Raw genomic sequence first — 23,733 nt, 5'->3', positions numbered from 1 at the left:
CACTCAGCCTTTCTGTTTTTCGCCAAAGAGGCGCGTCGGTTTTTCAAAACCGAAGCCGGTACCATCGGTGACCTTCACATCATCTTCCCACGGAAGACGATATTGCCCGGCAGCCAGGTCGTTCATGTAAGTGTAGGGGCAATCCTGCGCGCCGCCTTTCACGGCCACGTAGCCGCGATGGCCGAACTGGTAGATGTTGTTTTCGACACCCCAGCCAAGCCGCGCCTCGCGCACGAGATCCGGACGCACTTCCGAGGTGATGATCTCGTCCGGCCGGCCGGTCGTGCCATGCACCAGCACCGTCCCGTCGAAATTGCAGATCATGCCCTCGCCCATGGAATCGAAGGTGCCATCCGAACCACACATGCAGACATTCGCTGTGACCATCAGGTTGCAGAAGGCATTCGACTGATTGGTGAAACGCCAGCTTTCGCGGATCGGTGCGGTATAGCCAGCCGTGCGGATCATGATCTCGGCACCCTTGTAGGCGCATTCACGCGCCATTTCCGGGAACATGCCGTCATGGCAGATGATCAGGGCAAGCTTCGAACCCTTCGGCCCGTCGCAGACCGGAATGCCGATATCGCCCGGTTCCCACGGCTCGACGGGAACCCAGGGATGCATCTTGCGGTAATAGAGCTTCAGCTCGCCTTCAGCATCGAAGATGATGCCGGTGTTGTAAGGCATGCCGCCGGGATTAAGCTCCATGATGGAAAAGCAGCCCCAGATCTTGTTATCGATACAGGCCTGCCGCATGGCTGCCACCTCAGGCCCATCCATCGTGCACATGATCGCGGGATTGATATCCATCGACAGGCCGTGCAGTGAATATTCGGGAAACACGACCAGATCCATGCCCGGCTGGTTGCGCCGTGCCTTGCCGACAAGTTCGACAACACGCGCCGTCTGCGCCGTCAGCTCCGCCTTGGTTTCGACCACGGGGAGTTGAAGCTGCACCAGACCGATGCCGACACCGTTTTCCGAGACGTTGAGACCGCCAAGTCCGCTCATGTTTTCTCCGTTATTTCGTGATGGCAAGTTCGCGCGGAGCGCCCGTCAGCGCGCGTTCGGTGGACGACGTCGCAATCAGGATGCCGAGTGTGAGGACGTAAGGCGCTGCGTAGAACAGGTAATAGCCTTCGGTGATCCCGACGGATTGCAACGCCGGGCCAAGCGCGCCTGCGCCGCCGAACAGCAACGCCGCCCAGAAACAATTGACCGGGTTCCAGCGGGCAAAAATCACCAGCGCCACGGCCATCAGCCCCTGCCCCGAGGCGATGCCCTCATTCCAGCTTCCGGGATAATAAAGCGACAGATATGCCCCGCCGATGCCGGCAAAAGCGCCACCGACCGCAGTTGCCAGCACCCGCACGCGGACGGGGCGGATTGCGAGCGTACGGGCAGCATCCGTGCTGTCGCCGACAACCCGGACTGTCAGCCCGATGCGGGTATTGCGGAACATCCAGCCCATTGCAAAGGCAAGGATCGCACCTGCAATGAACAGCACATTGACCTGGAGTGCGGCCCGCACCTGCGGGATATCCGACCACCAGCCGAAGGGAATGGCAGGCAGCCCGGGGGCTGCCGGCTGAACGTAGGGTTTGCCGAAATAGAATGCCAGCCCCATGCCCAGCACCATCATGGCAATCCCGACGGCGATGTCGTTGACGCCCTTGAAACTGCAGAGCCAGCCGTGAATAAGGCCAAAAACAAGCCCTGCCAGAGCGGCAAAGCCCACACCTATGAAGGGATTGCCGGCGTGATAGGACATGGCATAGCCGGTCATCGCCCCGATGACGAGGGTACCTTCCAGGCCCAGATTGATCCGGCCGGAGCGCTCCGTCAGGCATTCACCGAGCGATACAAACAGGAACGGGGTCGAAACACGGATCGCGCCGCCGAAAATGGCGAGCGGCACGCCCCAAAGCCCGAGTGCGGAAGCATCAGCCATCTCAGTTCCTTCCCCGTTCAAGCATTTTGCGAATGAGCGAATCCGAGCGCCCGTAGAGCGTTTCGCTCAAGAGCACGACGACAAAGATGCAGCCCTCGAAAACAAGGATGGTTGCATCGGGCAGATCCATGCGGCGCTGAACAAGACCGCTCGAAGCTTCGAAGCCACCGAGCAGCATCGCCATCGGAATGATCGCCAGCGGATTGTGCCGCGCCAGAAAGGCGATCAGGATGCCGGTATTGCCGACGCCGGAGATGAGAGAGTCATTGGCCGAACCATAGATGGCCGAGACCTCGAAGAAACCGCCAAGCCCGGCAAGCGCACCGCCGAGAGCGGTGAAACCAATCACCAGCCTGGCCACCGGAAAGCCTTGCACCTGGGCTGCCCGGATATTGTCACCGGTCACCCGTGCAGCAAAACCGATTGTCGTACGCTCGATCAGGAAGTAGCAGGCAAGACAGGCGAGAATACCGACCGCCACGCCCCAATGCGCATCAAGGAAGGGGATGTTGCCGATCCGCAGCCATTCCGGGAGCGGATAGGTCGCGGGCTTGTTGAGGCTGGAGGGATCGCGAAAAACACTTTCAACAAGCTGGTTGAAGAGCGATGTCGCGATATAGGCCATCAGCAACGAGGCGATCGTTTCGTTTACCCCGCGCAGAATGCGCAGAGCACCGACCGCGCCGATCCAGATGCCGCCGACGATGCATGCTGCCGCAACCATCGCGGCGAAACCGAAGAGCGACGGCAGATCGGCGACGAACACGCCGGTCACCGCAGCGGCGAGACCGCCAAGCACAATCGCGCCCTCGCCGCCAATGATCATCAGACCGAGCCGTGCCGGAATGGCCACGCACAAGGCGGCCATCAGCAGCGGGCTGACCCTTGAAAGCGTATTCTTCCACGAAAATGCCGACGAGAACCCTGCCTTCCAGACAAGCGAGAAGAACTCGGCCGGTGACTGCCCCTGCGTCATGAGGAACAGGCTGAAAAGCAAAGCGCCAGCAACCAGAGCGAACAGGGGGATCGCGATCGCCTCAAGGCGACCGATCATCCAGGCGGGGATGACCGGGCGGCGGTGTGATACCGTCGCCGCAGATGTGTCGTCAGCATTTGTCATGGTTTATCAGTTCGTTGAACCGATCACGCCCTCGACGAGATAATCCATCGATTCAAGCGCGATATCCGTTTCGGGGAAAGACTGTCCGGCCGTTGCAATGACATTGCCCTTGTTGTCCTTGAGCGGCCCCTTGATAGCCGCAAAGCCACCGAGCATGATTTCATCGCGCACAGCATTGAACTGTTTGGCAGCGGCATCGGTTACAGCCGGGCCGAGCGGCGACATCTTGATGAAGCCATCGGCGAGCCCGCCGCGCACGAAGTTCGGAATCTCGCCGCCGGCCAGCACCGTCTTGACGAACTCGGTGTAGACATGCGCCCAATTCCATTCTGCGCCGGTCAGATAGAGCTCGGGCGCCAGCGGGCTCTGGTCAGCGTGGTAGCCACAGATGTAGCAATCGCGCGATGCAGCCGTCTCAACGACAACCTTTGGTCCGTCGACATGGCAGGTGATAACGTCGGCGCCCTGGTCTGCCAACGCATTGGTGGCTTCCGCTTCCTTGACCGGCGAAGACCATGCACCGGTGAATATCACCTGGCAGGTAATGTTCGGATCAACGGCACGCGCACCGAGCAAGAAGGAGTTGATGTTGTTCAGCACCTGCGGGATCGGTTTGGCGGCAACGAAACCGATCTTCTTCGATTTGGACATGTGACCGGCCACGACGCCGTTCAGATACTGCCCCATGCCGATATAACCGAAATAGGATCCTGCATTTGCGGGGTCACCCTCGGTCCAGAGGCCACCACAATGCTCGAAGCGGACATCGGGGTATTTCGGCGCGGTTTCCTTCACATAGGGGTCGTAATAGCCGAACGAGGTCGGGAACAGGAAGGATGCACCGTCGAAGTTGATCATCGATTCCATCGTATTGATGACATCGACCGATTCCGGAACATTCTCTTCTTCAACGACGGTCACGCCTTCAAGCTCTTTGACAGCTGCCGCGCCTTCGGCATGGGCCTGGTTATAGCCGTAGTCATCCTTCGGACCGACATAGACGAAACCGACTGTGAGACTGCCGGCCGCCATGGCCTGGCGCAATCCAAGCGGCATTGCGCTGGTGGCCGCCAGCGCAGCCGAGGTCTGCAGGAAACGGCGTCGGGAAAATGCTTTAATTTTCGTCATTGAAGCTCTCCAGTTTGGCTGACCGGCCTGCGGTTTAAGGATGCCGGCTTGTTATTTGCAGGAAGCCTAACCACAATCATCTGTTCTGACGTCTGCTATTTTTTCCCAAGACCGGTGAAAAAAATGCATCGCTCGATGCTGAGCTGGTTCAGTCGACAAAAGCCTCCATCGCCGAGATCAGACTTTGCGCAAAGCGTGCAGAGGCAATCGGCAGCGTTCTGCCCTTCATCTGCCCCAAAAGCAATGAGCCCGCTGGCATATCCCGCGTCGAGATCGGCCGGCTTGTCAGACCGTCACCCTTGGCGAAGCGAAGTCCGACAGGTATCTGAAAGCTGAGGGCATCCTCGAACTTGATATAATGACGCATGAAATCAAAGGAGTCGGACTCGATTATCGGCTGAAGGCTCCGCGACGCACCGGCCAGCGCCTGCTCCAGCATATGACGCACGGCATAGGCCGAAGACGGCAGGACGTGGCAATAATCCAGACATTCCCGCAACCGGATTTCACACTGGCTGGCCAGCGGATGGTCCTCACGCATGATCACATGAACCGCCTGCGGAACAGCGGAAAGAACTGCGAAATCAACCATATGAACGGGCTCAAGCACCAACGCCAGATCACTTTGAAAGGTGATGAGATCCTGTTCGGCAGCGGCTCTGTCACGAATCTTGACCGAAAATGTGACACCGGGATGCTCTGCCCGATAGGCAGCCACATGCGCCGGCAGAAAATACGGGCTGAGCGCCTGTGAGCAGGCGATTGTGACATGGCCGCGCCGTTCGCCGGCCAGATCCGCCACCTGTCCCTGCACCCGGCGAAGCTCGGAGAGCTGTGTGCGAAAATGCTGGACGAGAAGCTCACCTGCCGGGTTCAGCCGAACCCCGCGCGGAAGCCGCTCGAAAATCTCGTAGCCAAACTCTTCTTCAAACCGCTGGATCCGCCGGTTCAGCGCCGAGGCGGTGATATTCATGTCATCGGCGGCCTTACGGATGGAGCCAGCGCGCATCACGGCTTCGATATAGCGAAAGTCCTGCAGATGTTTCATGGCGTAATTGAACCTTCGTCAAGCATGCGGTGCAAAAAATGCATCGGATTTGTGAAAATATAGCATTAGCGTTTTCGCTCAAAACTGCCAATGACTGTCTGCACAACATGAGGACAGACGAGATGACGACCCCACTGACCTTGCCGGGACTGCGTGCAGCCTACGCTGCCGGAACAATGCCTGAAGAGATTATCAGCCAGATTTACCATCGGATCGCGGAAATCGACGATCCCGCTATCTTCATCACGCTTCGGGATCACGCCGAAGTGAAGGCGGAAGTCCGGGCATTGGGCTCCTATGATCGAGAAAAGCCGCTTTGGGGCATACCGTTTGCGGTGAAGGACAATATCGATGTCGCCGGTCTGCCGACGACGGCTGCCTGCCCTGCATGGGAATACCACCCTGAAGCCGATGCATTCGTGGTGGCAAAACTGCGCGCAGCAGGCGCGATCGTCATTGGCAAGACCAATCTGGACCAGTTTGCAACGGGCCTTGTCGGCGTGCGTTCGCCTTACGGCGTGCCACGCAATGCCCTTGCCCCGGAAATCGTTCCGGGCGGTTCGTCCTCCGGCTCGGGCGTCGCCGTTGCCCAGGGCATTGTCACCTTCGCGCTTGGCACGGATACGGCCGGCTCCGGACGGGTTCCCGCCGCGCTCAACAATATTGTGGGGCTGAAACCTTCGCTTGGCGCGCTTTCTGCCTCAGGAGTGGTTCCGGCCTGCCGCTCCACCGAAACGATCTCGATATTCGCCACAACAGTGGAGGATGCTTATACGGCGTTTCAGGCAGTGGCCGAATTCGATCCCGCTGACGCCTATTCAAAGACAATCGCGACGCCAGCGCTTTTTGATCCGGCGACCGGACAGGTCATCGGCATCCCGGATGAGGAGAGCATCCGCTTTTTTGGCGACGAACAACAGGCGCAATCCTTCAAGCATGCCTGCGCTCTGCTGGAACAGGCCGGACACATTATCCAGCCCATCGACTTCACGCCGCTCTATGCCATAGCCGACATGCTTTACGAAGGCGCCTGGGTGGCCGAACGCAATAGCGTCATCGAGGATCTGCTGCGGAGCAACCCCGATGCCGTGCTGCCGGTTACCCGGAAGATCATCGGCAAGGCCGAGACGCTGAGCGCAACAGATGCCTTTCGCGGCTTTTACAGACTAAAGGAATTGTCGCGCGCGGTAGAGCCGGTGCTTGCCGGTCTTGATGCATTGTGCGTGCCCACCATACCGACCTTCTATTCACGGGCGGATCTCGAAGCCGATCCGGTAACGCCGAATTCCAATCTCGGCACCTATACAAACTTCGTCAATCTTCTGGATATGTGTGGCCTTGCGATCCCATTGCCGCAGCGAACGGACGGACGGCCCGGTGGTGTGACACTGCTGGCAAAATCGGGCGAAGATGCCCTGCTTGCATCGCTTTCCGCACCGCTTGAAATGGCAGGCGAGCGCAGTCTCGGCGCAACCGGCTGGAGCCGTCCCGAACGCCAAAAGACCAATGCACTGCCACCACACTATGTAAAGCTCGCAGTTTGCGGCGCCCATCTTTCGGGCCTTCCGCTGAACCACCAGTTGACAGACAGGAATGCATTCCTGTTGCGAGAAACCGTTTCGGCGCCCTTCTATCGCTTTTTCGCGCTTGCCGGCGACGGCGTGAAACGGCCCGGCATGATACGTACAGCAACGCAGCAGCCCAACGGCATCGCGCTGGAAGTCTGGGCAATACCGGAAGACAAGCTCGGCTCTTTCCTCACCGGCATTCCTGCCCCTCTGGGCCTTGGCAAAGTCGAACTTGAGAGCGGCGAAACGGTCTGCGGCTTCATCTGCGAGGCAAGCGGAGAAATCGGCGCGCAAGACATTACCCATCTAGCGAGCTGGCGCCATTTCCTGCACCGGACACATGGGTAAATGGACTTGCTTCGTAGAAGTATAGGGGTGGTTTGCTCCGATACGCTCCACGCTGAACCCAAACCTGAGCAGAGCTGACTTGTCTGAGCTGCTGCCGGTTTGGTGGACATGAGGATATGATCATGACCAAAAAACTGGAGGATAGGAATGACGAGAAGTAAGTTCAGCCGAGCGTTCAAAACCGAAACGTGCGGCTGATGACGGAAAGGGGCGTTTCGGTTGCGCAAGCTGCCCGTGACCTGGATGGTGCGGAGAACGTTTTGCGCCATGGGTGCGAGAGTTCTCCGCTCAGCTGCCACAGACTTTCCCGGCAGTGTTCAGAAGCGGGCAGAACTCGCCGAGATCGCGGCACTGAAAAAGGAAGTGGCGCGGCTCAAGGTCGAGTGGAATATTCTCAAGAGGGGCGCCACTTTTTCTCGCACGGGAGGCGATATGCGGTTCGCCTTTATCGCCAGACACTGCCACATCTGCCCGGTCAGTTGGCTGCGTAAAGCGCTTGAGGTTTCCATACTTGTCTCAAAGGTGCTGCCGTGACCCAGGAAGGGCCTGACCATCCGGTCTCACGTTTTTACACCGGGCATAATTCAAGAAAAACTGTCGCCGGAAAGCTGACTGATGAAATGTCGGACGGTCGGGCTGGGGCTGTCTGACCGCCACGCCGCCACGAGTTCTGCATGGGGGGCGTCTTTTTCGGCAAGTGGCCGGTAGACGACGCCGACGGTTCCGAGTTTCGAGGCGGAATCCGGCAAAAGCGCATAACCGATACCGCTGCTGACCAGGCCGAGGATTGCGGGAAGCTGGTTGACCTCCTGACCGACCCGGATGCCGAAACCGGCGCGGGCGAACATCGGGGAAAACTGGTTTCGCAGATAGGTCGCTTTCGCGCCGGCGGCAATAATCATGTTTTCTCTGGCGAGTTGTGCGACCGTGACGCTGTCAAATGCGGCCAGCGGATGTCCTTCCGGCAGCACGGCCAGATAGGGTTCGCGGTGCACCAGCACGGTATCGATGGCGAAATCGGTCGATAGCGGCCGTGTGAGCGCGACATCGATCCGTCCCGTCTGAAGATAATGATAGAGATCGGCCGAAATCATCTCGCTCAGCCGCAGGTCAACCTCCGGCGCGGCCTGGCGAAATGCCGAGACAAGGCCGGGCAGGACATTCAGGCTTGCATTCTCAACGAAGCCGAGATGCAGGCTGCCGATCTGCCCGCGCGCCGCCTTGCGTGCCGTGCGCACGCCATTCTCGATTTCCGACAGCGCCGTGCGGGTGCGTTCCAGAAAGGCGTGACCGCCTTCCGTCAGCGAGACCCGGCGCTGTGACCGGTTGAACAGCGTGACGCCGATTTCCCCTTCAAGACGCTGAAGCTTCTGGGAAAGCGCCGGTTGGGTGATCCCGAGCCGCTGTGCGGCACTGTGAAAATGCAGTTCTTCTGCGAGAACAATGATTGCGCGCAGCTGTCCGATTTCCATCCGCCTGTCTCCCATTGATAACAAATGCTTATTTGTTCATAAGACAGATAATCTTGATATTGGTCAATGCGCTGGCGGGAGACCAGCAGAAACCGGAGGAGAAATCATGAATATTTCCGTACTGACGAAATCCGCCGCCATCCTGGCCGCCACTGTTGCCATTGCCGGCTCGGCCCATGCCCAGAGCGACTGGCCGGAAAAACCGGTTCACGTCATCGTGCCCTATTCGGCCGGCGGCAATAATGACCGCATCGCGCGGACCCTCAGCGAACCGATGTCGAAATCGCTCGGCGTGCCGGTCGTGGTTGAAAACCGCGCAGGTGCGGGCGGAACGGTGGCCACCGGCGAAGTCGCCAAAGACGATCCCGATGGCTACACCGTGGTGATGTGCGAGATCGGCACCATGGCGATCAATCCGCATGTCTACACCAACCTGACCTATGACCCCGTTGCCGATTTCGATCCGGTCATCCAGATCACCTCGGTTCCGCTCGTCCTCGGCGTTGGCGACAAGCTCGGCGTTTCGACCATTGAGGAATTCCTCGAGACGGCCCGCAATGCGGACCCAGAAATCGACTTTGCTTCGTCCGGCGTTGGCTCCGCCCAGCATCTCGCATTCGAGCAGCTGAAGAAACAGGCCGGCTTTGAAGCGCTGCAGATCCCTTATAATGGCGCCGCACCCGCCCGCACCGCCCTGATTTCGGGCGAGGTCGGTGCTTTCCTCGATGGAACGCTTATTCCCTCGATCCAGGATGGTGAAGTGACCGCGCTTGCCGTGACCGGTTCCAGCAGGCTCGATGCGCTTCCCGATGTTCCGACCTTTGCCGAGGCCGGTGTCGAAGGCGTCGACTTTACCTCCTGGCACGGCTTCTGCGTTCCCTCCGGCACGGACCCGGCCATTGTCGACGCGCTGAACAAGGCGACCAACGCGGCGATTTCCGAAGATGACGTGAAAGAGCGCTTCGCGGCACTCAATATCGGCCTCGTCGGCGGCACGCCGGCCGAATTCAAGAGCTTTATAAGCGAGCAGTATGAAACGCTCGGTCAGCTCGTTGAAGAAACCGGCGCCAGCCGTCAGTAATCCTCCCCGGCCGCGCACCCGGCGGGCTGGCGGACCGTCCGCCGGGTGCTTTTGCCTGTCAGAACATGAGAAAGGTCAACACGGTGCAGCCCAACATACTGTTCGTGACCGTTGATCAGTGGCCCGGCCATCTGCTGGGGCACGCCGGCAACGACACCATCGAAACGCCCACGATCGACCGGCTTGCCGAAGTCGGCACGCGTTTTCCAAACACCTATGCGCAGACGCCGATCTGCATTCCCTCGCGCCGTTCGCTGATGACCGGGATGACCTCGCGCGGGCACGGCGACCGTGATTTCCAGCCGGATCTCAAGATGCCGGAAGGCGCGCCGACGCTCGCGGGCTGTTTCGGCAAGGCCGGCTACCAGACGACGGCCATCGGCAAGCTTCATGTCTATCCGCCGCGCGACCGTATCGGCTTTGACGACGCGATCCTTGCGGAAGAAGGCAGAGGGCATCTCGGCGGCCCCGACGATTACGAAATGTATCTGGCCGATTGCGGCCATGCCGGGGACCAGTTCATGCACGGCATGAGCAATAATGAATACTCCTGGCGGACATGGCACCTGCCGGAGGAGACCCATGTCACCAACTGGACGACCCGCACGGCGGCGCGCGCGATCAAGCGCCGCGACCCGACGCGGCCGTCATTCTGGCATGTGTCCTACACCCATCCGCATCCGCCGATCGTGCCGCTTGCAAGCTATTTCGACCGCTATGCCCGGCGCGCGATGACAGCGCCGGTCACCGGCGATTGGTCCGAAAACGACGATACGCTGCCCTTCGTTCTGAAGGCGGTCCGGCGGTATTACGCAAGCCTGCCGCCCGAACAGCTTTCCGATATGCGCCGGGCCTTTTATGCGCTCTGCACCCATATCGATCATCAGCTGCGCCTGCTGATCGGCACGTTGCGCGAGGAAAAACTGCTCGACAACACCATCATCGTGTTCACCTCCGACCACGGCGACATGCTGGGCGATCACGGATTTTACGGCAAGCGGCTGATGTATGAAGCATCCGCGCGGGTGCCGCTGATCATTGTCGACAAAACCGGAGAACATCGCCTCGGACAGGCAGGCGGCAGCGATGACCGGCTGGTTGCCCTGCATGACCTGATGCCGACCATGCTGGACCTCGCCGGGATCGCCATTCCGCAAACCTGCGAGGGCGAAAGCCTCGCAGCCGCGCCGCAGCGTTCGCATATCTATGGTGAATCGCATCTCGGCGCGCGCGCCTCGCGCATGGTCCGCGACGAACGCCACAAGCTGATCTGGTATCCGGCCGGAAACCGGCTGCAGCTTTTCGATCTTGTCAATGATCCTGACGAGCGCCATGATCTTTCTGCCGAGCCGGGTTCCGGCGCTGTGGTCTCGCGCCTGACGGAACTGCTCGTTTCGGAGCTTTATGGCGAGGACCTCGATTACGTGAAAGACGGTACCCTTGTCGGCTTTGGCGAACCGGAACTGGAAGCGGTGGACAACCGGGGCCTTTCCGGCCAGCGCGGCGTCCACTATCCGCCTGTTCCGCCGGCCAATCCGTCTGAAAAAGTCGGAGCCTTCTGATGAGCGCTCCGGCAGAAAAACAGGGTGGCAAGGACCCGATCGACAGGAACTCGCTTGTCGCCGGCGGCATCATGATCCTGATCGGCGCGTTCGTGCTTCTGGATGTCAGCGGCATGCGCCTTGGCACGCCCACACGAATGGGACCCGGCTTCTATCCGATGCTGATCGGCATTGCCTGCATCATTCTCGGCCTGATGATCGCTATTCTTGAGGCGCATGCGCATCTGGAACCCGACAGCACATTGACGGATCGCGGCGTGGCCGTGTGGCGCAGCCGGGTCTTCGTGCCGCTTTCCATGCTGGTCTTTGCGCTTCTGCTCAGGCCCGCCGGCCTGGCGCCGGCTTCGGTCGGTCTGATCTGTGTTGCCTGTCTCGCCGCGCCGCATTTTTCGCTGGCGCGGTTGATTGGCCTCATCGTTGTCACGCCCTTGCTGGCCTGGTTCATCTTCGTGCTTTGCCTCGGCCTTCCGTTTGAAATGATCAGGGGGATATTGTGAGCGACCTGTTCTCCAATCTTGCACTGGGCGCCGATGTCGCCTTCACCTGGTCGGCCCTGTTTTACTGTTTCCTCGGGGTCGTGCTGGGCATGATTGTCGGCGTTCTGCCGGGCATCGGCCCTCTGCCGGCCATTGCCATGCTGCTGCCGGTCACCTTCTACATCAGCCCCACGGAAGCCATCATCATGCTGGCCGGCATCTATTATGGCGGCCAGTACGGCGCGTCCACGGCCTCGATCCTTCTCAACCTGCCGGGAACGCCGCCGGCGGCGGTAACCTGTCTGGACGGCTATCCGATGGCAAAGCAGGGGCGCGCGGGCGTTGCACTGTTCATCACGGCCATCGCCTCGCTTGTCGGATCGATGTTCGGCATCATCCTCGTCGGCACGCTGGCGCCGGTTCTTGCCCATTTCGCGCTCGAATTCGGGGCGGCGGAATATTTCTCGCTGATCCTGTTTGCGCTGATCGGCACGGCAGCGATCGGCGGCGACAGTTTTCCCCGTTCGGTTTCCATGGTCGCGCTCGGCCTGCTTCTCGGCATTGTCGGGCAGGATATCACCTCGGGCCAGTTCAGGTTCACATTCGGCATACCGGGCATTGCCGACGGCCTCTCGCTGGTGGCCGTTGCCATGGGTATCTTCGGCGTCTCCGAAGTCATGGCATCGGCCCACAAGGAACGGGACACGCATTCGGAAAACTTCAGCTTCCGCAGCATGCTGCCGACGCGCGAGGATGTGCGCCGTTCATGGCCGGCCATGGGGCGCGGGTCGGTTTTCGGCGCGATCTGCGGGGTTTTGCCCGGCGCCGGGGCGTCGATGGCCGTGTTTATCGCCTATGCCTTTGAAAAGCGCATTTCAAAGACGCCCGAAATCTTCGGAAAGGGCGCCATTGAAGGTGTGACAGCACCTGAAGCGGCCAACAACGCCACGGCACAGTCCGCCTTTATTCCGACCCTGACGCTCGGCGTGCCGGGCGATGCGGTGATGGCGGTCATGCTGGGCGCGTTGATGATCCACGGCATCAATCCCGGTCCCAACCTGATCACCGAACAGCCGTCGATGTTCTGGGGCCTTGTCGTCAGCTTCCTGATCGGCAACTTCATTCTGGTGATCCTCAACATCCCGCTGGTCGGCATCTGGGTGCGGCTGCTGAAAATTCCCTACTCGGTGCTCTTCCCCGTCATTCTGGCGCTCATCTGCATCGGGGTCTATTCGATCAACTATGCGGTTTTCGACATCTTCCTGGTGATCGCCTTCGGCCTTGTCGGCTATGGCATGAAGATGCTGCATTTTCCGCCGGCGCCGCTGCTGCTCGGCTTTATTTTGAGCCCGATGCTGGAGGAAAACTTCCGCCGCGCCATGCTGCTGTCGCGGGGCAACTGGATGACCTTCCTGAACCAGCCGATCAGCGCCGTCTTTGTCGTTGCCTCCGGTCTGCTGATCCTGCTGCCCGTCTATACCTGGTGGCGCGGCCGCGGCAAAAAGGCCGGGACCCTATTGCCGTGATGATACCGGTTTGCACCCCGCAACGCGTCATAACGGACGCAGCGGGGTGTATGCCCCCATGCGGGCGAACACACGATTTGTCAGCCGGTCTGCCCGGTGTGGGCGGAAAACGCCTTCCTGAAAGCCGAAATCGGTTTGGAGGACGCCAGCGAGGCCTTGCAGATCAGGTCGACATCGAGCGTCCACAACCCGCCTTCCATGGTTCGCGCCGCAAGGCCTTCCTTTTCTGCCTTGGGCACGATCATGTCGCTGACAATGGCGTAATAGTCCGTCGTGGTCAGCAGTCCGAACATGATGTTCAGCGACGTCGTCTGCAGGATCGGCCGCAGGGACTGCGAACGCTCCCCGAAACATTGGCGGGCGCGGCTTTCAAATTCCCTGTCCTCCAGGAAGCCAACGCGGCGGAAGGCGGTCAGCGCCTCCGGGGTTATCGATTTTTCACGGCAGAGCGGGTGATCCGTACGGCAGATGATGACCATATCCGTCGACAGCAGCGGCAGGGTGACGAACCGGTCGGGAAGTGTGGCCTGTGGCAGGGCGGCGATGACGAGGTCGAGATTGTCGCGCAGCAGGCTTTGCACGAGCCCGGTGGAAATGCCGGCTTCGGCGGAAACCTCGACATCGGGAAAACGCCGGTGAAAATCGGCCAGAAGTGCGGGAAAAATGCTGACGGCCAGAACCTGTCCCACACCGATCTTGATGCGGCCGCCCATCGCCCCGCGCATATTGGCGATTTCAAGTGCTGCAAAGCGCGCTTCCTGTTCGATTGCGCAGGCATGCCGGTAGAGAATGTGCCCGGTTTCCGTTGCCACGAGGCCCTTGTGGGTCCGCTCGAACAGTTCGGCATCCAGCTCGTCTTCAAGCAGCTGCAGGCTCTTTGTCAGCGCGGGCTGGCTGATGCCTTTTTTCTGCGCCGCCGTGTGCATGTTGCCGGCTTCGAAGAGCGCCAGAAAATTCTCCAGATGACGTGAAACGAGCAGACGCATGATGATAGCTTTCAGTTATCGGTAGCCTACAAATTTTTATTATCATTTATCAATAAATTCCGCCACTGTCGCCGACAGAGGAGCATTCATGAAGACCATCTTTGTCCTTTTTGACAGTTTAAACCGCAATGCGCTCGGGGCCTATGGCGGCGAGACCGTCAAGACGCCGAATTTCGACCGTTTCGCAGCCCGTTCGGTGACATTCGACCGTCACTATGTCGGCTCGCTTCCGTGTATGCCGGCCCGCAGGGATATGCATACCGGCCGTCTGAACTTCCCCCATCGCTCGTGGGGGCCGCTTGAGCCTTTCGACAATTCCTTTGCCGAGATCATGAACCGGAACGGTGTTTATACGCATCTGATTTCCGACCACCTTCACTATTTTGAGGATGGCGGCCACGGCTTTCATACGCGCTTTTCCAGCTATGACTTCATCCGGGGGCAGGAATACGACCCATGGGTCGCCATGGTCGATCCGCCGCTGGATCGCATTCGGGAGAAGTTCGACAGTCGCCATTACAACACGGAAAATCCGGACAAGCGCCTTCAGCACGCGATCAACCGCGAAACGATTGTCGACGAGGCCGACTTTCCGGGGCCGAAATGCTTTGCCTCCGCCTTCGACTTCCTCGACCGCAACCGGGATGCCGATAACTGGTTCCTGATGCTGGAATGCTTCGACCCGCATGAACCGTTTCATGCGCCCGATCGCTTCAAGGCAGCCTACGAGACCGGCTACAATGGCGGCGTGCTCGACTGGCCGCATTACGAGCGGGCGACGGAAAGCCCGGAGGAAATGGCCGAAATCCGCGCCAATTATGCCGCGCTTGTCGCCATGTGCGACGACTATTTCGGAAAGCTGATGGATTATATGGACGCGCACGATATGTGGAAGGACACATGCGTGGTGCTGACAACCGATCACGGCTTCCTGCTCTCCGAGCACGACTGGTGGGGCAAATGCCGGATGCCCTATTATGAAGAGGTTTCGCATATTCCGCTGATGATCCATCATCCCGATCATCAGCATCTGGCCGGTACGCGCCGTGAAGGGCTGACCCAGACCACGGATCTGATGCCGACCTTTCTGGAGCTTTACAATCTGGAGCCGCCGAAAGAGGTGACGGGCCAAAGCATCATGCCGCTTTTCACCGGTGGCGAGGATATTCGCCAGTCGGCCATTTTCGGGGTGTTTTCCGGTCCCATCGGCATCACCGACGGCGACCATGTTCTCTATCACTACCCGTCCGATCTCGGGCGGGAGGGGTTGATCGAATATACGCTGGCGCCCGCGCACATGACCGCACCGTTCACGGTGGAGGAACTGCGCACCGCCCGGCTCCATCCGGGGTTTGATTTCACCAAGGGCGTGCCGGTTCTGGGGATCGATGCCCGCAGGGACGCCAAACGCGTGCCGTATAATGATGGCAAGGGCTTCGATGATCTCGGCACCCGGCTTTATGATCTGACGACCGATCCGGGTCAGACGGCGCCGGTGCAGGATGCGGCAACCAGTGAACGGCTTTACGGGCTGATGGTCGAAGAACTGAAAGCCCACGATACGCCGGCGGAACTCTACCGCTGGTATGAACTTGAAACCGATTGAGGAAGAGGGAGGAACCCATGAAAAAGATCCTTGGTATCATGACGGCGGCAATGATGCTGGCCGGAACCGCGCAGGCGGAATTTCCCGAGCGCAACATTGAAAACATCTACCCCTGGGGGCCGGGCGCGACCATGGCCGCAAGCCAGGTGATTGCCGACGCGATGGGCAGCGAGCTTGGCGTCAACATCTCGGTCGTCTCGACGCCGGGTGCTGTCGGCACCAAGGCGTTCCAGACAGCGATGGAAAAGCCGGCCGACGGTTACACCATCTTCGACGGCTATGTCGCGCCGCTGGTGCTGCAGCCGATGATGGGCAATGCCGACTGGACCTACAAGGACTTCAAGCCGCTCTGGTCTGGCACGTCCAACAGTTTCGCCATCGTCGTGCGTGAAGACGACGACCGGTTCGCCGATTTTCCCGCGCTGATCGCATATGCGCAGGAAAACCCCGGTGACCTGCGCTATTCGCCCGGCGTGACCGGCGGTCTGCCGCATATGGTGGCGGCCAAGGCGCTGCAGACATCGGATGCCGTGGCCCAGGTGGTGCCCTATCCGGAAATCGACAATGCGGTGAAGGATCTGCGCGGCGGCATTCTCGATTTCATCGTGATCAATCCCGGCGTTTATGCAGCCAACAAGGATTCCGTCCGTCCGCTTGCGGTTCTGTCGGAACTGGAAGGCGCCTCAGCCACCTATGACGGCGCGCCGCGCGTTCAGGATTTCGGCATCGAGCTCGGCATGACCGGCCTTTCGCCGATGGGCTGGAACTGGTGGCTGGTGCGCAGCGAAACGCCGGATGACGTGACGCAGAAGCTGCGTGATGCCATGGGTGCAGCGCTTGCCCGCGACGACGTTCAGAAGAAACTGATGGGCATGGGCTACGTCCCGCTTGGCTACAGCCCGGACCAGTATGACGAGATCGTCGGCCCCGTTGCCGATGAGCTTCAGTCCGGTATCGACGCCATTGCCTGGGAAAAGGCCGAACTCAAGAAGTAAACCGGATATTCCCGGCAGCGGCCGGGAAACCATGATGCGGCGGCCGGATAGCGGCCGCCGTATTGTCAGGGAGAACAACGTGTTTCGAATTCGACCGTTTGCGTTCGACTGGATCGCGCTGGCCATCATTGCCGCCGTGCCGGTCGCCATTTTCTGGCAGTCGGCGACATCGCTTGAACAGCAGGGCGCCGCCTCCGGCGGTCCGCTGGAAAATGCGGCCTTCTATCCCCGCGTCATTGCCGTCCTGCTTGCCTTTATCGTTGCTGTTCATGTGGCCCGGCTCGGTCTGGGAAAGGTGCAGACGCTTTCGCCGCTCAAAGCCAGCGACGGAACCCGGCTTGCGCTGGTCCTGTCTGCGGTGTTCGTCGCGTATCTTCTGGTACTGCCCTATGCCGGCTTTCATATTGTTACGCCGGTCCTGCTGCTCGTCTTCCTCCTTGCTTTCGGGGTTCGTCCGGTTTCAGCCGTTCCCGGCGCAATCGGGATGTGGCTCGTCGCGTCTTTCGTCTTCGAGGGACTTCTGAACGTCGTTCTTCCCGTCGGCGTCTTCAACATCACCCTTTTCAGCTAGTGGTCGCCCATGTTTGAACTGTTGCGCGAGGGGCTGCCGCTCTTCTTCAATTTCCAGGCCATACTGTTGACATGCCTCGGCGTCGTCGGCGGCCTCTTCATTGGCGTTCTGCCCGGTCTCGGTCCGTTGATGGGAATCGTGCTGCTGCTGCCGGTCGCCTTTCACATGCCGGCGATCCCGGCAATGGGCATGCTGATCGCGGTTTATATCGGCGGTTCGGCCGGCGGTTCGATTTCCGCCATCCTGCTACGGATACCCGGCACCCCGCTGGCCGCGGCCACGCTTTTCGACGGTTATCCGATGGCCCAGAAGGGCCGCGCCCAGGATGCGGTCGGCCTTGCGGTCAGCGCATCGGCCGTCGGCGGTCTGATCGGCGGTCTCGTGCTGGTCTTCCTGTCGCCCTTGCTTGCGAAATTCGCCCTGCGTTTTGCGCCGCCGGAATATTTCGGCATGGCGGTTCTCGGCGTGCTGACGATCGCGCTGGTTTCGGAAGGCTCCGCAATCAAGGGCCTGCTTGTCGGCGGTTTCGGCCTGTTCCTGTCGATGATCGGAACCGATGAATTCACCAATGCCTATCGTTTCACCTTTGACGATATCCGGCTTTCGAGCGGCCCCAATCTGGTTGCCGTCGTCGTCGGTCTGTTCGCGCTGTCGGAGCTTTTCTTCCAGATCGAGTCGCGCGGCTTCAAGAACAAGCCGGTCGTCGAACGCCTGATCGTTTCGTTTTCCGCTCTGGGCATTCTGCTCAGGCACCGGTTCAATCTTCTGCGTTCGGCACTGATCGGCACGTTTTTCGGCGCCATACCGGGCGCCGGCGGCGATGTCAGCGCCTTTATCTCCTATGCCACCGCGAAGAAACTAGCGAAACCGGAAGATGGATATGGCGAGGGCGCGGAAGGCGGCGTCGTGGCCACCGAAGCGGCCAATAACGGCTGTTGCGGCGGCGCGCTGATCCCCACGCTCTCGCTCGGCATTCCCGGCGATGCCTCGACCGCCGTGCTGATGGGCGCGCTGATTTTGCTCGGTTTCTTCCCCGGACCCGATCTTTTCCGGGACCACCCGGATGTCGCCGGCGGCGTTTTCATTTCCTATCTGATGGGTAATGTCTTCCTGCTCATTCTGGGCACGCTGCTGGCGCCGTTCTTCGGCTCGGTCCTGAAGCTTCCGAAGGCCTGGCTCCTGCCCGCCGTGCTGCTTTTGTCGACGCTCGGCGTCTATTCGCTGGAAAATTCGGTCTTCGACCTCTGGGTCATGCTGGCCTTCGGCATTATCGGCTACATCCTGCGCCGCGCTTCCTATCCCCTGGCGCCGATGATCATCGGCATGATCCTTGGTGGCGTCATGGAGGCCAATCTGAGGCGTTCGCTGCTGATTTCCCGCGACGGGTTGATGATTTTCGTCGAGCGCCCGATCTCGGCAATCATCCTGCTGATCGATCTGGCTCTGCTGATCTCCATTGTCTATTCGACAATAAGATCCTCGAAAAAGCCGGTTGACGTGAAAGCGGATGACCTTGCCTGACCTCTGCCGTGCAAACTCTGTCCCGTTTTAAAACGGGGCAGAGTAGCGGCAGGGCCTGATCCTTACACCTTCCTTTGAAATCCGTTTGCAGGGCTCTCCATTTCCCGTGTCTTTTCTGCCCGATCTGAATTCATCCGTTCTCCGCTCGACCGTGCGTGCGACCAACGCCTGGATGCATCTCCTCTCGCCTGTGCTGAGGCTGCGTCTTCTGGTCCGGCGCAGCGAGATCTGGCTGGTGGCGATTGCCTCTGTCATCGGTGTCGCCGCCGGACTGGCGCAGGTGGCGATATCGTCATCGGCCTATGGCCTGCAATCGCTGCTGTTTTCACTGGAGCCGGGCGAACGGCTGAGTGCACTGACCGGCTCGCCCGGGCTTGTTGCACTGGCGGTTCCGTTGATCGGCGGCGCCATTCTGGTGCCGATTGCCTATCTGGTGAAGCGCAACGGTCGCCGCATGGTCGACCCCGTCGAGGCCAATGCGCTGCATGGCGGACATCTTTCCTTCTACGACAGTCTCGTCATTACCCTTCAGACCGTGGTTTCCAACGGCTTCGGCGCTTCCGTCGGGCTTGAGGCGGCCTATGCGCAGATGGGCGGTGCATTCGGCTCGAAACTCAGCGCGTTCCTCCATGCCCGGCGTTCCGATATGCGGCTTCTGCTCGGTTGCGGCGCGGGCGCGGCGATTGCCGCGGCGTTTCAGGCCCCGCTTGCCGGTGCATTCTATGCCTTCGAGCTTGTGATCGGCACATATTCGATTGCTGCGCTGGCGCCGGTCATGGCGGCCAGTATTGCCGCGACCTTCGTTTCCGGCTGGCTTACGGATGCGCACAAGACCCATCTGGGCAGCATGCCGTCCATCGATACCGGCATGTTTGCGGCCCTGATGGGGCTTGCCGTGGTAACGGCCATCTGCAGCGTGGCGCTAATGCTGCTGGTGAGTGAAACGGAAAAGCTGTTTTCGCGGCTGCGGGTGCCCGCGCTCTTCAGGCCGATTGCCGGCGGTGCGCTTCTTGCCGTGGCGGTTGCGTTTGCGCCTTTCGTCCTGTCGTCGGGACATGGCGCGCTTCAGGCGACGCTGGAAGCCCCGCCCGCCTCGCTCTGGGTGCTTCTGTTGATGATCGCCGCCAAGATGGTCGCATCTGCAGTGTCGCTTGGTAGCGGCTTTCGCGGCGGGCTTTTCTTCGCCTCGCTGTTCGTCGGCGCTCTCATCGGCCTTGCCTATTTCCGGGGTCTCGACATGCTGGTTCCGGGCATGATCGGCGATGAGCGCGTGGCCGCATTCGCGGGCATGACCGGTCTTGCCGCCGCCGTGGTCGGCGGTCCGCTCACCATGGTTTTCCTCACGCTCGAGGATTCGGGTTCGCTGTCTCTGGCCATCACCATGCTGGCCGTCGCCACGGTGTCTTCCGTGCTCATCCGCCAGTTCTTCGGCTATTCGTTCACCACATGGCGTTTTCACCAGCGTGGTGAAACCATCCGTGGTGCGCATGATATCGGGCTTATCCGCTCACTGACGGTCGGCCGGATGATGCGGCGCGATATCCGCACGGTGAATGCCGGCGTATCGGTGGGTACCTTTCAGCGCATGTTTCCGCTCGGCGCCGCAAAACAGGTGGTCGCCGTCAATGATGAGGGCGGCTATGCCGGCATCGCCCTCATGCCGGAAATCCACGCTCTCGATACCGATATGCTCGACCAGCCGCTGGACCGGTTTCTGGCGCTGAAGACCTGTGTGCTGACGCCGGACATGAATGCGCGGCAGGCCGCACAGCAGTTCGAGGAACAGTCATCCGATGCGCTTGTCGTCGTCAGCGACCGCATTTCGAACCGTGCCATCGGGCTTTTGAGCGAAAGCTATGTTCTGCGCCGCTATGCCGAGGAACTCGACAAGGTTCGCATGGATATGAGCGGCGGCAGCCGCGGCTCGGTCGGTGCTCCCGGCGGGCTACGAAAATAGCCGCCCGCTTTCCAAAGCGATCAGGCACTGCAGCAAGTCAGAGATATTCCGCTCAGCCAGTCCGGTTGGCCTACCGACTATCGTTTCGGAAGGGATGATGTTGGCCTGATCCCCGCATGGTCCTGCGTTTTGATGCAGAATTTTCCCAATCATATAAGACAGATTTATGCGAAAGAGCCGATTCACCGAGGCACAGTTTATTGGGACGATCAAGGAACAGGAGGCCGATCTTCCAACGTCCAATGTTTACCGCGTATGGTGGTATGAAGGTTTCCGAGGCTGCCCGGCCAAAGGCTTTGGAAGACAAGCACACCAAGCCCAAGCGGCTTCTGTCCGATACGATGCTCGGCAATGGCGTGCGAAGGACCTCATGGAAAACAACTGACACCATCGGAAGACGGAGCGGGTCTCGATATCGACCTGTATGGTGCGATTGCGGGTCTCTTACACCTTGCGGGGGTGTACGGATGCCAGAACGACCAAAGCCCCCGCGATTTTGCGAAGGCTTTTGGTGATTGCTGATACGGACTTGATTGCGGGGGCAGGATTTGGACACTGTTTTGTGGACCGTTCACAGTCGTTCATTTGAGCAAGATCGGGTCTCCTTTTCCCATGCCCTTCTCTCTGGGATAGGGATTTAGGGACACCACCAGAGCCGTTTGACTGATATTTCTGCCAGATACTGGCGATGATGGACGAAGGAAAAAGTGGTGATCGCCTTGGCCTCGTGATGTCGCTAACCAATTAATACACCCTCGAAGGAGTGAACATAGCACTACCGAACAGGATACCAGATCTGCGAAAGAACAAATAGCATAAGCAGGTTGGAGTTGCGCCAAACCACCGGCTACGATCCGGGCCATTTTGCCCTTCGGCCTGATCATCGCGACCTTGCCCGTCGCAGAAAAGAACGACATAAGATCTTCATTCTTCAAAAGTGTAAAACATTTGTTCCGTCGGCCATGCGCGGCTTACCTATGTTCAGCCCGTCGAATAGATCGGAAAGGACATTGATCAAAGCGCGCGCCGTTGCCCGCACGTTTTCTGCCGCGAGCGACCTTCACATGCGATGGCGGTCGCATCGCCGAGCACGGCCAGAGCGTCTTCAATAATATGCATCGGGAGACACGAAGGCGTTGACGGGGCTTTTGCGGTTCCATTCGGCGCGGCCCAGCAGCAGGTCCACCGTCGCCTCCTGCATCGCCGTCATTGTCGCCCAGGCATTGATATAGGTCGGCACCCTTGGCGCATCGTAGAGATAATAGGGATAGCCGAAGGAAATCATCACCACCGGGATCTCGTGCCACAGCCGGCGCATGGCGCCGTCGAGACCCTGGCCGAGTTTTGCCCAGTCGAGGAATATCCGCCCGCGCGTTAGCAGCGTTTCCTCCGAGAGGGCATAGAGCGCCAGATCGTAGCCCGACGGGTCGATCGGGTCGCCCATGCGGTGAACGTCGACCGCGAAGCCCTCGGCGCGCAGAAGCTCCGGCAGTTCCAGCGGCAGGGTCTGGCCCTGCATCGGCTCGACGATGCCGGGGGCGAACATCAGGATGCGGCGATGGCGCTGCGGGTCGAGCGGCAGCGTCTGGTTCACGTCCTTTTCCAGCACCGGCGCGCGGCGCGAAACCTGCCGGCTCCAGTCATCGCGCGGCGCGGGGAAGGCCGGCGGTGCGGCCGGCCGATGAAGGCCAAGCGCCGCCTTCAGCCCCAGAACCCGGGTAACCGCGTCGAAGAAACGTTCCGGCGTGATCCGGCCGGTTCTGACCGCCTCGCGCACGCCCGCCATCTCGCCTTCGGGATCGAGCGAAAACAGGATCATGTCCGCGCCCGATGCGATGATCTGAACCTTGCTTTCGACGGCCGGCATGAAGGCCGAAAGTCCGGCCATGCGACTTGCATCCGAAACGATCACGCCATTGAAGCCGAGCTTGTCGCGCAGGAGGTCGGTGTTGAGCGCCGCGCTGACCGAAGCCGGGCGGAACGCCTCGACGCCATCTCCCTTGCCGATGCGGCGCGCCCAGTCCGGGAAGGCGATATGGGCGGTCATCACGCTCATCACCCCGGCTTCCACGGCCTCGCGATAGAGGCGGCCATGGGTCGCCTCCCAATCCTCGACCGAGAGCGGATTGATCGTGGTCACCAGATGCTGGTCACGGTCGTCATGCCCTTCTCCGGGCCAGTGTTTTGCGGTTGCCGCAAGCCCTTCTTCCTGAAAGACGCGGATCTGCGCCAGGGCATGGCGCGCGATCACATCCGGATCGGAGCCATAACCGCGGGTCGCGACGATGGAACTGCGCCAGGCCGCGTTGATGTCCAGAACCGGCGTGAACGACCAGTTGACGCCCACCGCGCGGGCTTCCCGCGCCATGATCCGGGCAACCTCCTCTGTGACGGAAAGATCGTCGATCGCGGCAAGGGCGATGGGGTTTGGCACCTGCGTGCCGAAGGGAAGGCTCATACGCGAGCCCTCGAGATCGGCGCTGACCAGCATCGGCACGGCGGCATCGCGCTGAAAGGCTTCGAGACGCGCGCGCTCTGCCGGGCCGTCTTCGCCGAAAAAGCGCGTCACGCCGCCGGGCGCAAGGCGGGCGACGCGTCCGGGCTCGTCTTCGTCATAGCCCTTCGAACGCAGATTGAAGAGCTGGCCGACCCGAGCTTCTTCATCGAGCGCCTCCCAGGTCTTGCGCACCCATTCGATGGCCTCCCGGTCGAGGGAAAACGGCGGCTTTTCCAGGTGGGCAAGATTCATGGATGTGGCTCCTCAAAAAATTTTGTTCGGTGTTGCATCTGCGTCGGCCCCGGCCCACGCTGGAAGCC

Annotated in this window: 18 protein-coding genes and 2 pseudogenes; 12 read left to right on the top strand and 8 right to left on the bottom strand. The window is 60.2% G+C overall.

What is annotated here, in order from left to right; all coding sequences use genetic code 11:
* Window positions 1-3: 3 nt before the first annotated feature.
* The 5 genes from ACHZCU_RS08950 to ACHZCU_RS08930 form a co-directional block, all read right to left on the bottom strand.
* Window positions 4-1,011, bottom strand: a complete 1,008-nt coding sequence (locus tag ACHZCU_RS08950; RefSeq protein ID WP_319518490.1) for a formamidase — start codon at window positions 1,009-1,011, stop codon at window positions 4-6.
* Between the two features lie 10 nt (window positions 1,012-1,021).
* Window positions 1,022-1,951 (bottom strand): ABC transporter permease, encoded by a 930-nt coding sequence (locus tag ACHZCU_RS08945; protein WP_319518489.1) that lies wholly within the window; start codon window positions 1,949-1,951, stop codon window positions 1,022-1,024.
* Between the two features lies 1 nt (window position 1,952).
* A complete protein-coding gene (locus tag ACHZCU_RS08940; protein ID WP_319518488.1) occupies window positions 1,953-3,071 on the bottom strand; it encodes an ABC transporter permease in 1,119 nt (372 codons plus the stop codon).
* 6 nt (window positions 3,072-3,077) lie between these two features.
* A complete protein-coding gene (locus ACHZCU_RS08935; RefSeq protein ID WP_319518487.1) occupies window positions 3,078-4,199 on the bottom strand; it encodes a BMP family ABC transporter substrate-binding protein in 1,122 nt (373 codons plus the stop codon).
* A 148-nt stretch (window positions 4,200-4,347) separates the two neighbouring features.
* Complete coding sequence (locus ACHZCU_RS08930) at window positions 4,348-5,247, bottom strand: LysR family transcriptional regulator (RefSeq protein WP_319518486.1); 900 nt, start codon at window positions 5,245-5,247, stop codon at window positions 4,348-4,350.
* 122 nt (window positions 5,248-5,369) lie between these two features.
* Between ACHZCU_RS08930 and atzF the strand changes: the two genes are divergently transcribed.
* Together atzF and ACHZCU_RS08920 are read left to right on the top strand one after the other, a co-directional pair.
* Window positions 5,370-7,163 (top strand): allophanate hydrolase, encoded by a 1,794-nt coding sequence (atzF, locus tag ACHZCU_RS08925; RefSeq protein WP_319518485.1) that lies wholly within the window; start codon window positions 5,370-5,372, stop codon window positions 7,161-7,163.
* Window positions 7,164-7,304: 141 nt separating this feature from the next.
* Window positions 7,305-7,670, top strand: a pseudogene (locus tag ACHZCU_RS08920) (transposase); the annotation flags it as partial.
* A gap of 77 nt (window positions 7,671-7,747) precedes the next feature.
* Here ACHZCU_RS08920 and ACHZCU_RS08915 read toward each other — a convergent pair.
* The gene (locus ACHZCU_RS08915) at window positions 7,748-8,635 is read right to left on the bottom strand and encodes a LysR substrate-binding domain-containing protein (RefSeq protein WP_106311483.1); all 888 of its coding nucleotides are present in this window, start codon (window positions 8,633-8,635) and stop codon (window positions 7,748-7,750) included.
* Window positions 8,636-8,741: 106 nt separating this feature from the next.
* Between ACHZCU_RS08915 and ACHZCU_RS08910 the strand changes: the two genes are divergently transcribed.
* The 4 genes from ACHZCU_RS08910 to ACHZCU_RS08895 all read left to right on the top strand — a co-directional run bounded on the left by ACHZCU_RS08910 (window position 8,742) and on the right by ACHZCU_RS08895 (window position 13,280).
* Window positions 8,742-9,716 carry a tripartite tricarboxylate transporter substrate binding protein gene (locus ACHZCU_RS08910; protein WP_319518484.1) on the top strand — a complete coding sequence of 325 codons (975 nt, stop codon included), beginning with the start codon at window positions 8,742-8,744 and terminating at the stop codon, window positions 9,714-9,716.
* Between the two features lie 83 nt (window positions 9,717-9,799).
* Complete coding sequence (locus tag ACHZCU_RS08905; protein WP_319518483.1) at window positions 9,800-11,278, top strand: sulfatase-like hydrolase/transferase; 1,479 nt, start codon at window positions 9,800-9,802, stop codon at window positions 11,276-11,278.
* Window positions 11,278-11,775: a tripartite tricarboxylate transporter TctB family protein gene (locus ACHZCU_RS08900; RefSeq protein WP_319518482.1), complete on the top strand. Its 498-nt coding sequence runs from the start codon at window positions 11,278-11,280 to the stop codon at window positions 11,773-11,775. Before ACHZCU_RS08905 ends, ACHZCU_RS08900 begins: the two co-directional genes overlap by 1 nt.
* On the top strand, window positions 11,772-13,280 hold the full coding sequence (locus tag ACHZCU_RS08895) for a tripartite tricarboxylate transporter permease (protein WP_319518481.1): 1,509 nt from the start codon (window positions 11,772-11,774) through the stop codon (window positions 13,278-13,280). The genes ACHZCU_RS08900 and ACHZCU_RS08895 overlap by 4 nt, the downstream gene beginning before the upstream one ends.
* Before the next feature lie 80 nt (window positions 13,281-13,360).
* Here the strand turns inward: ACHZCU_RS08895 and ACHZCU_RS08890 are convergent, their stop codons facing one another.
* Window positions 13,361-14,266 carry a LysR family transcriptional regulator gene (locus ACHZCU_RS08890; protein ID WP_319518480.1) on the bottom strand — a complete coding sequence of 302 codons (906 nt, stop codon included), beginning with the start codon at window positions 14,264-14,266 and terminating at the stop codon, window positions 13,361-13,363.
* 88 nt (window positions 14,267-14,354) lie between these two features.
* Between ACHZCU_RS08890 and ACHZCU_RS08885 the strand changes: the two genes are divergently transcribed.
* The 6 genes and pseudogenes from ACHZCU_RS08885 to ACHZCU_RS08860 all read left to right on the top strand — a co-directional run.
* A complete protein-coding gene (locus ACHZCU_RS08885; RefSeq protein ID WP_319518479.1) occupies window positions 14,355-15,872 on the top strand; it encodes a sulfatase in 1,518 nt (505 codons plus the stop codon).
* A gap of 17 nt (window positions 15,873-15,889) precedes the next feature.
* Window positions 15,890-16,867, top strand: coding sequence for a tripartite tricarboxylate transporter substrate binding protein (locus tag ACHZCU_RS08880; protein ID WP_106311462.1), 978 nt, complete (start codon window positions 15,890-15,892; stop codon window positions 16,865-16,867).
* Between the two features lie 79 nt (window positions 16,868-16,946).
* Entirely contained in the window at window positions 16,947-17,438 is a 492-nt protein-coding gene (locus ACHZCU_RS08875; protein ID WP_319518478.1) for a tripartite tricarboxylate transporter TctB family protein, read from the top strand.
* Window positions 17,439-17,447: 9 nt separating this feature from the next.
* Window positions 17,448-18,959, top strand: a complete 1,512-nt coding sequence (locus ACHZCU_RS08870) for a tripartite tricarboxylate transporter permease (RefSeq protein WP_319518477.1) — start codon at window positions 17,448-17,450, stop codon at window positions 18,957-18,959.
* 106 nt (window positions 18,960-19,065) lie between these two features.
* The gene (locus ACHZCU_RS08865) at window positions 19,066-20,916 is read left to right on the top strand and encodes a chloride channel protein (RefSeq protein WP_319518476.1); all 1,851 of its coding nucleotides are present in this window, start codon (window positions 19,066-19,068) and stop codon (window positions 20,914-20,916) included.
* A 166-nt stretch (window positions 20,917-21,082) separates the two neighbouring features.
* Window positions 21,083-21,275: pseudogene (locus tag ACHZCU_RS08860) on the top strand (IS3 family transposase); the annotation flags it as partial.
* Between the two features lie 746 nt (window positions 21,276-22,021).
* Here the strand turns inward: ACHZCU_RS08860 and ACHZCU_RS08855 are convergent.
* Complete coding sequence (locus tag ACHZCU_RS08855; protein WP_319518475.1) at window positions 22,022-23,665, bottom strand: glycoside hydrolase family 3 N-terminal domain-containing protein; 1,644 nt, start codon at window positions 23,663-23,665, stop codon at window positions 22,022-22,024.
* Between the last annotated feature and the right edge of the window lie 68 nt (window positions 23,666-23,733).

It is taken from the genome of uncultured Martelella sp. (genome assembly GCF_963677965.2).
GTDB classification, from domain to species: domain Bacteria; phylum Pseudomonadota; class Alphaproteobacteria; order Rhizobiales; family Rhizobiaceae; genus Martelella; species Martelella mangrovi.
The sequence above is the reverse complement of the archived record's forward strand: the minus strand, read 5'-3'. Positions and strand labels throughout refer to the sequence as shown.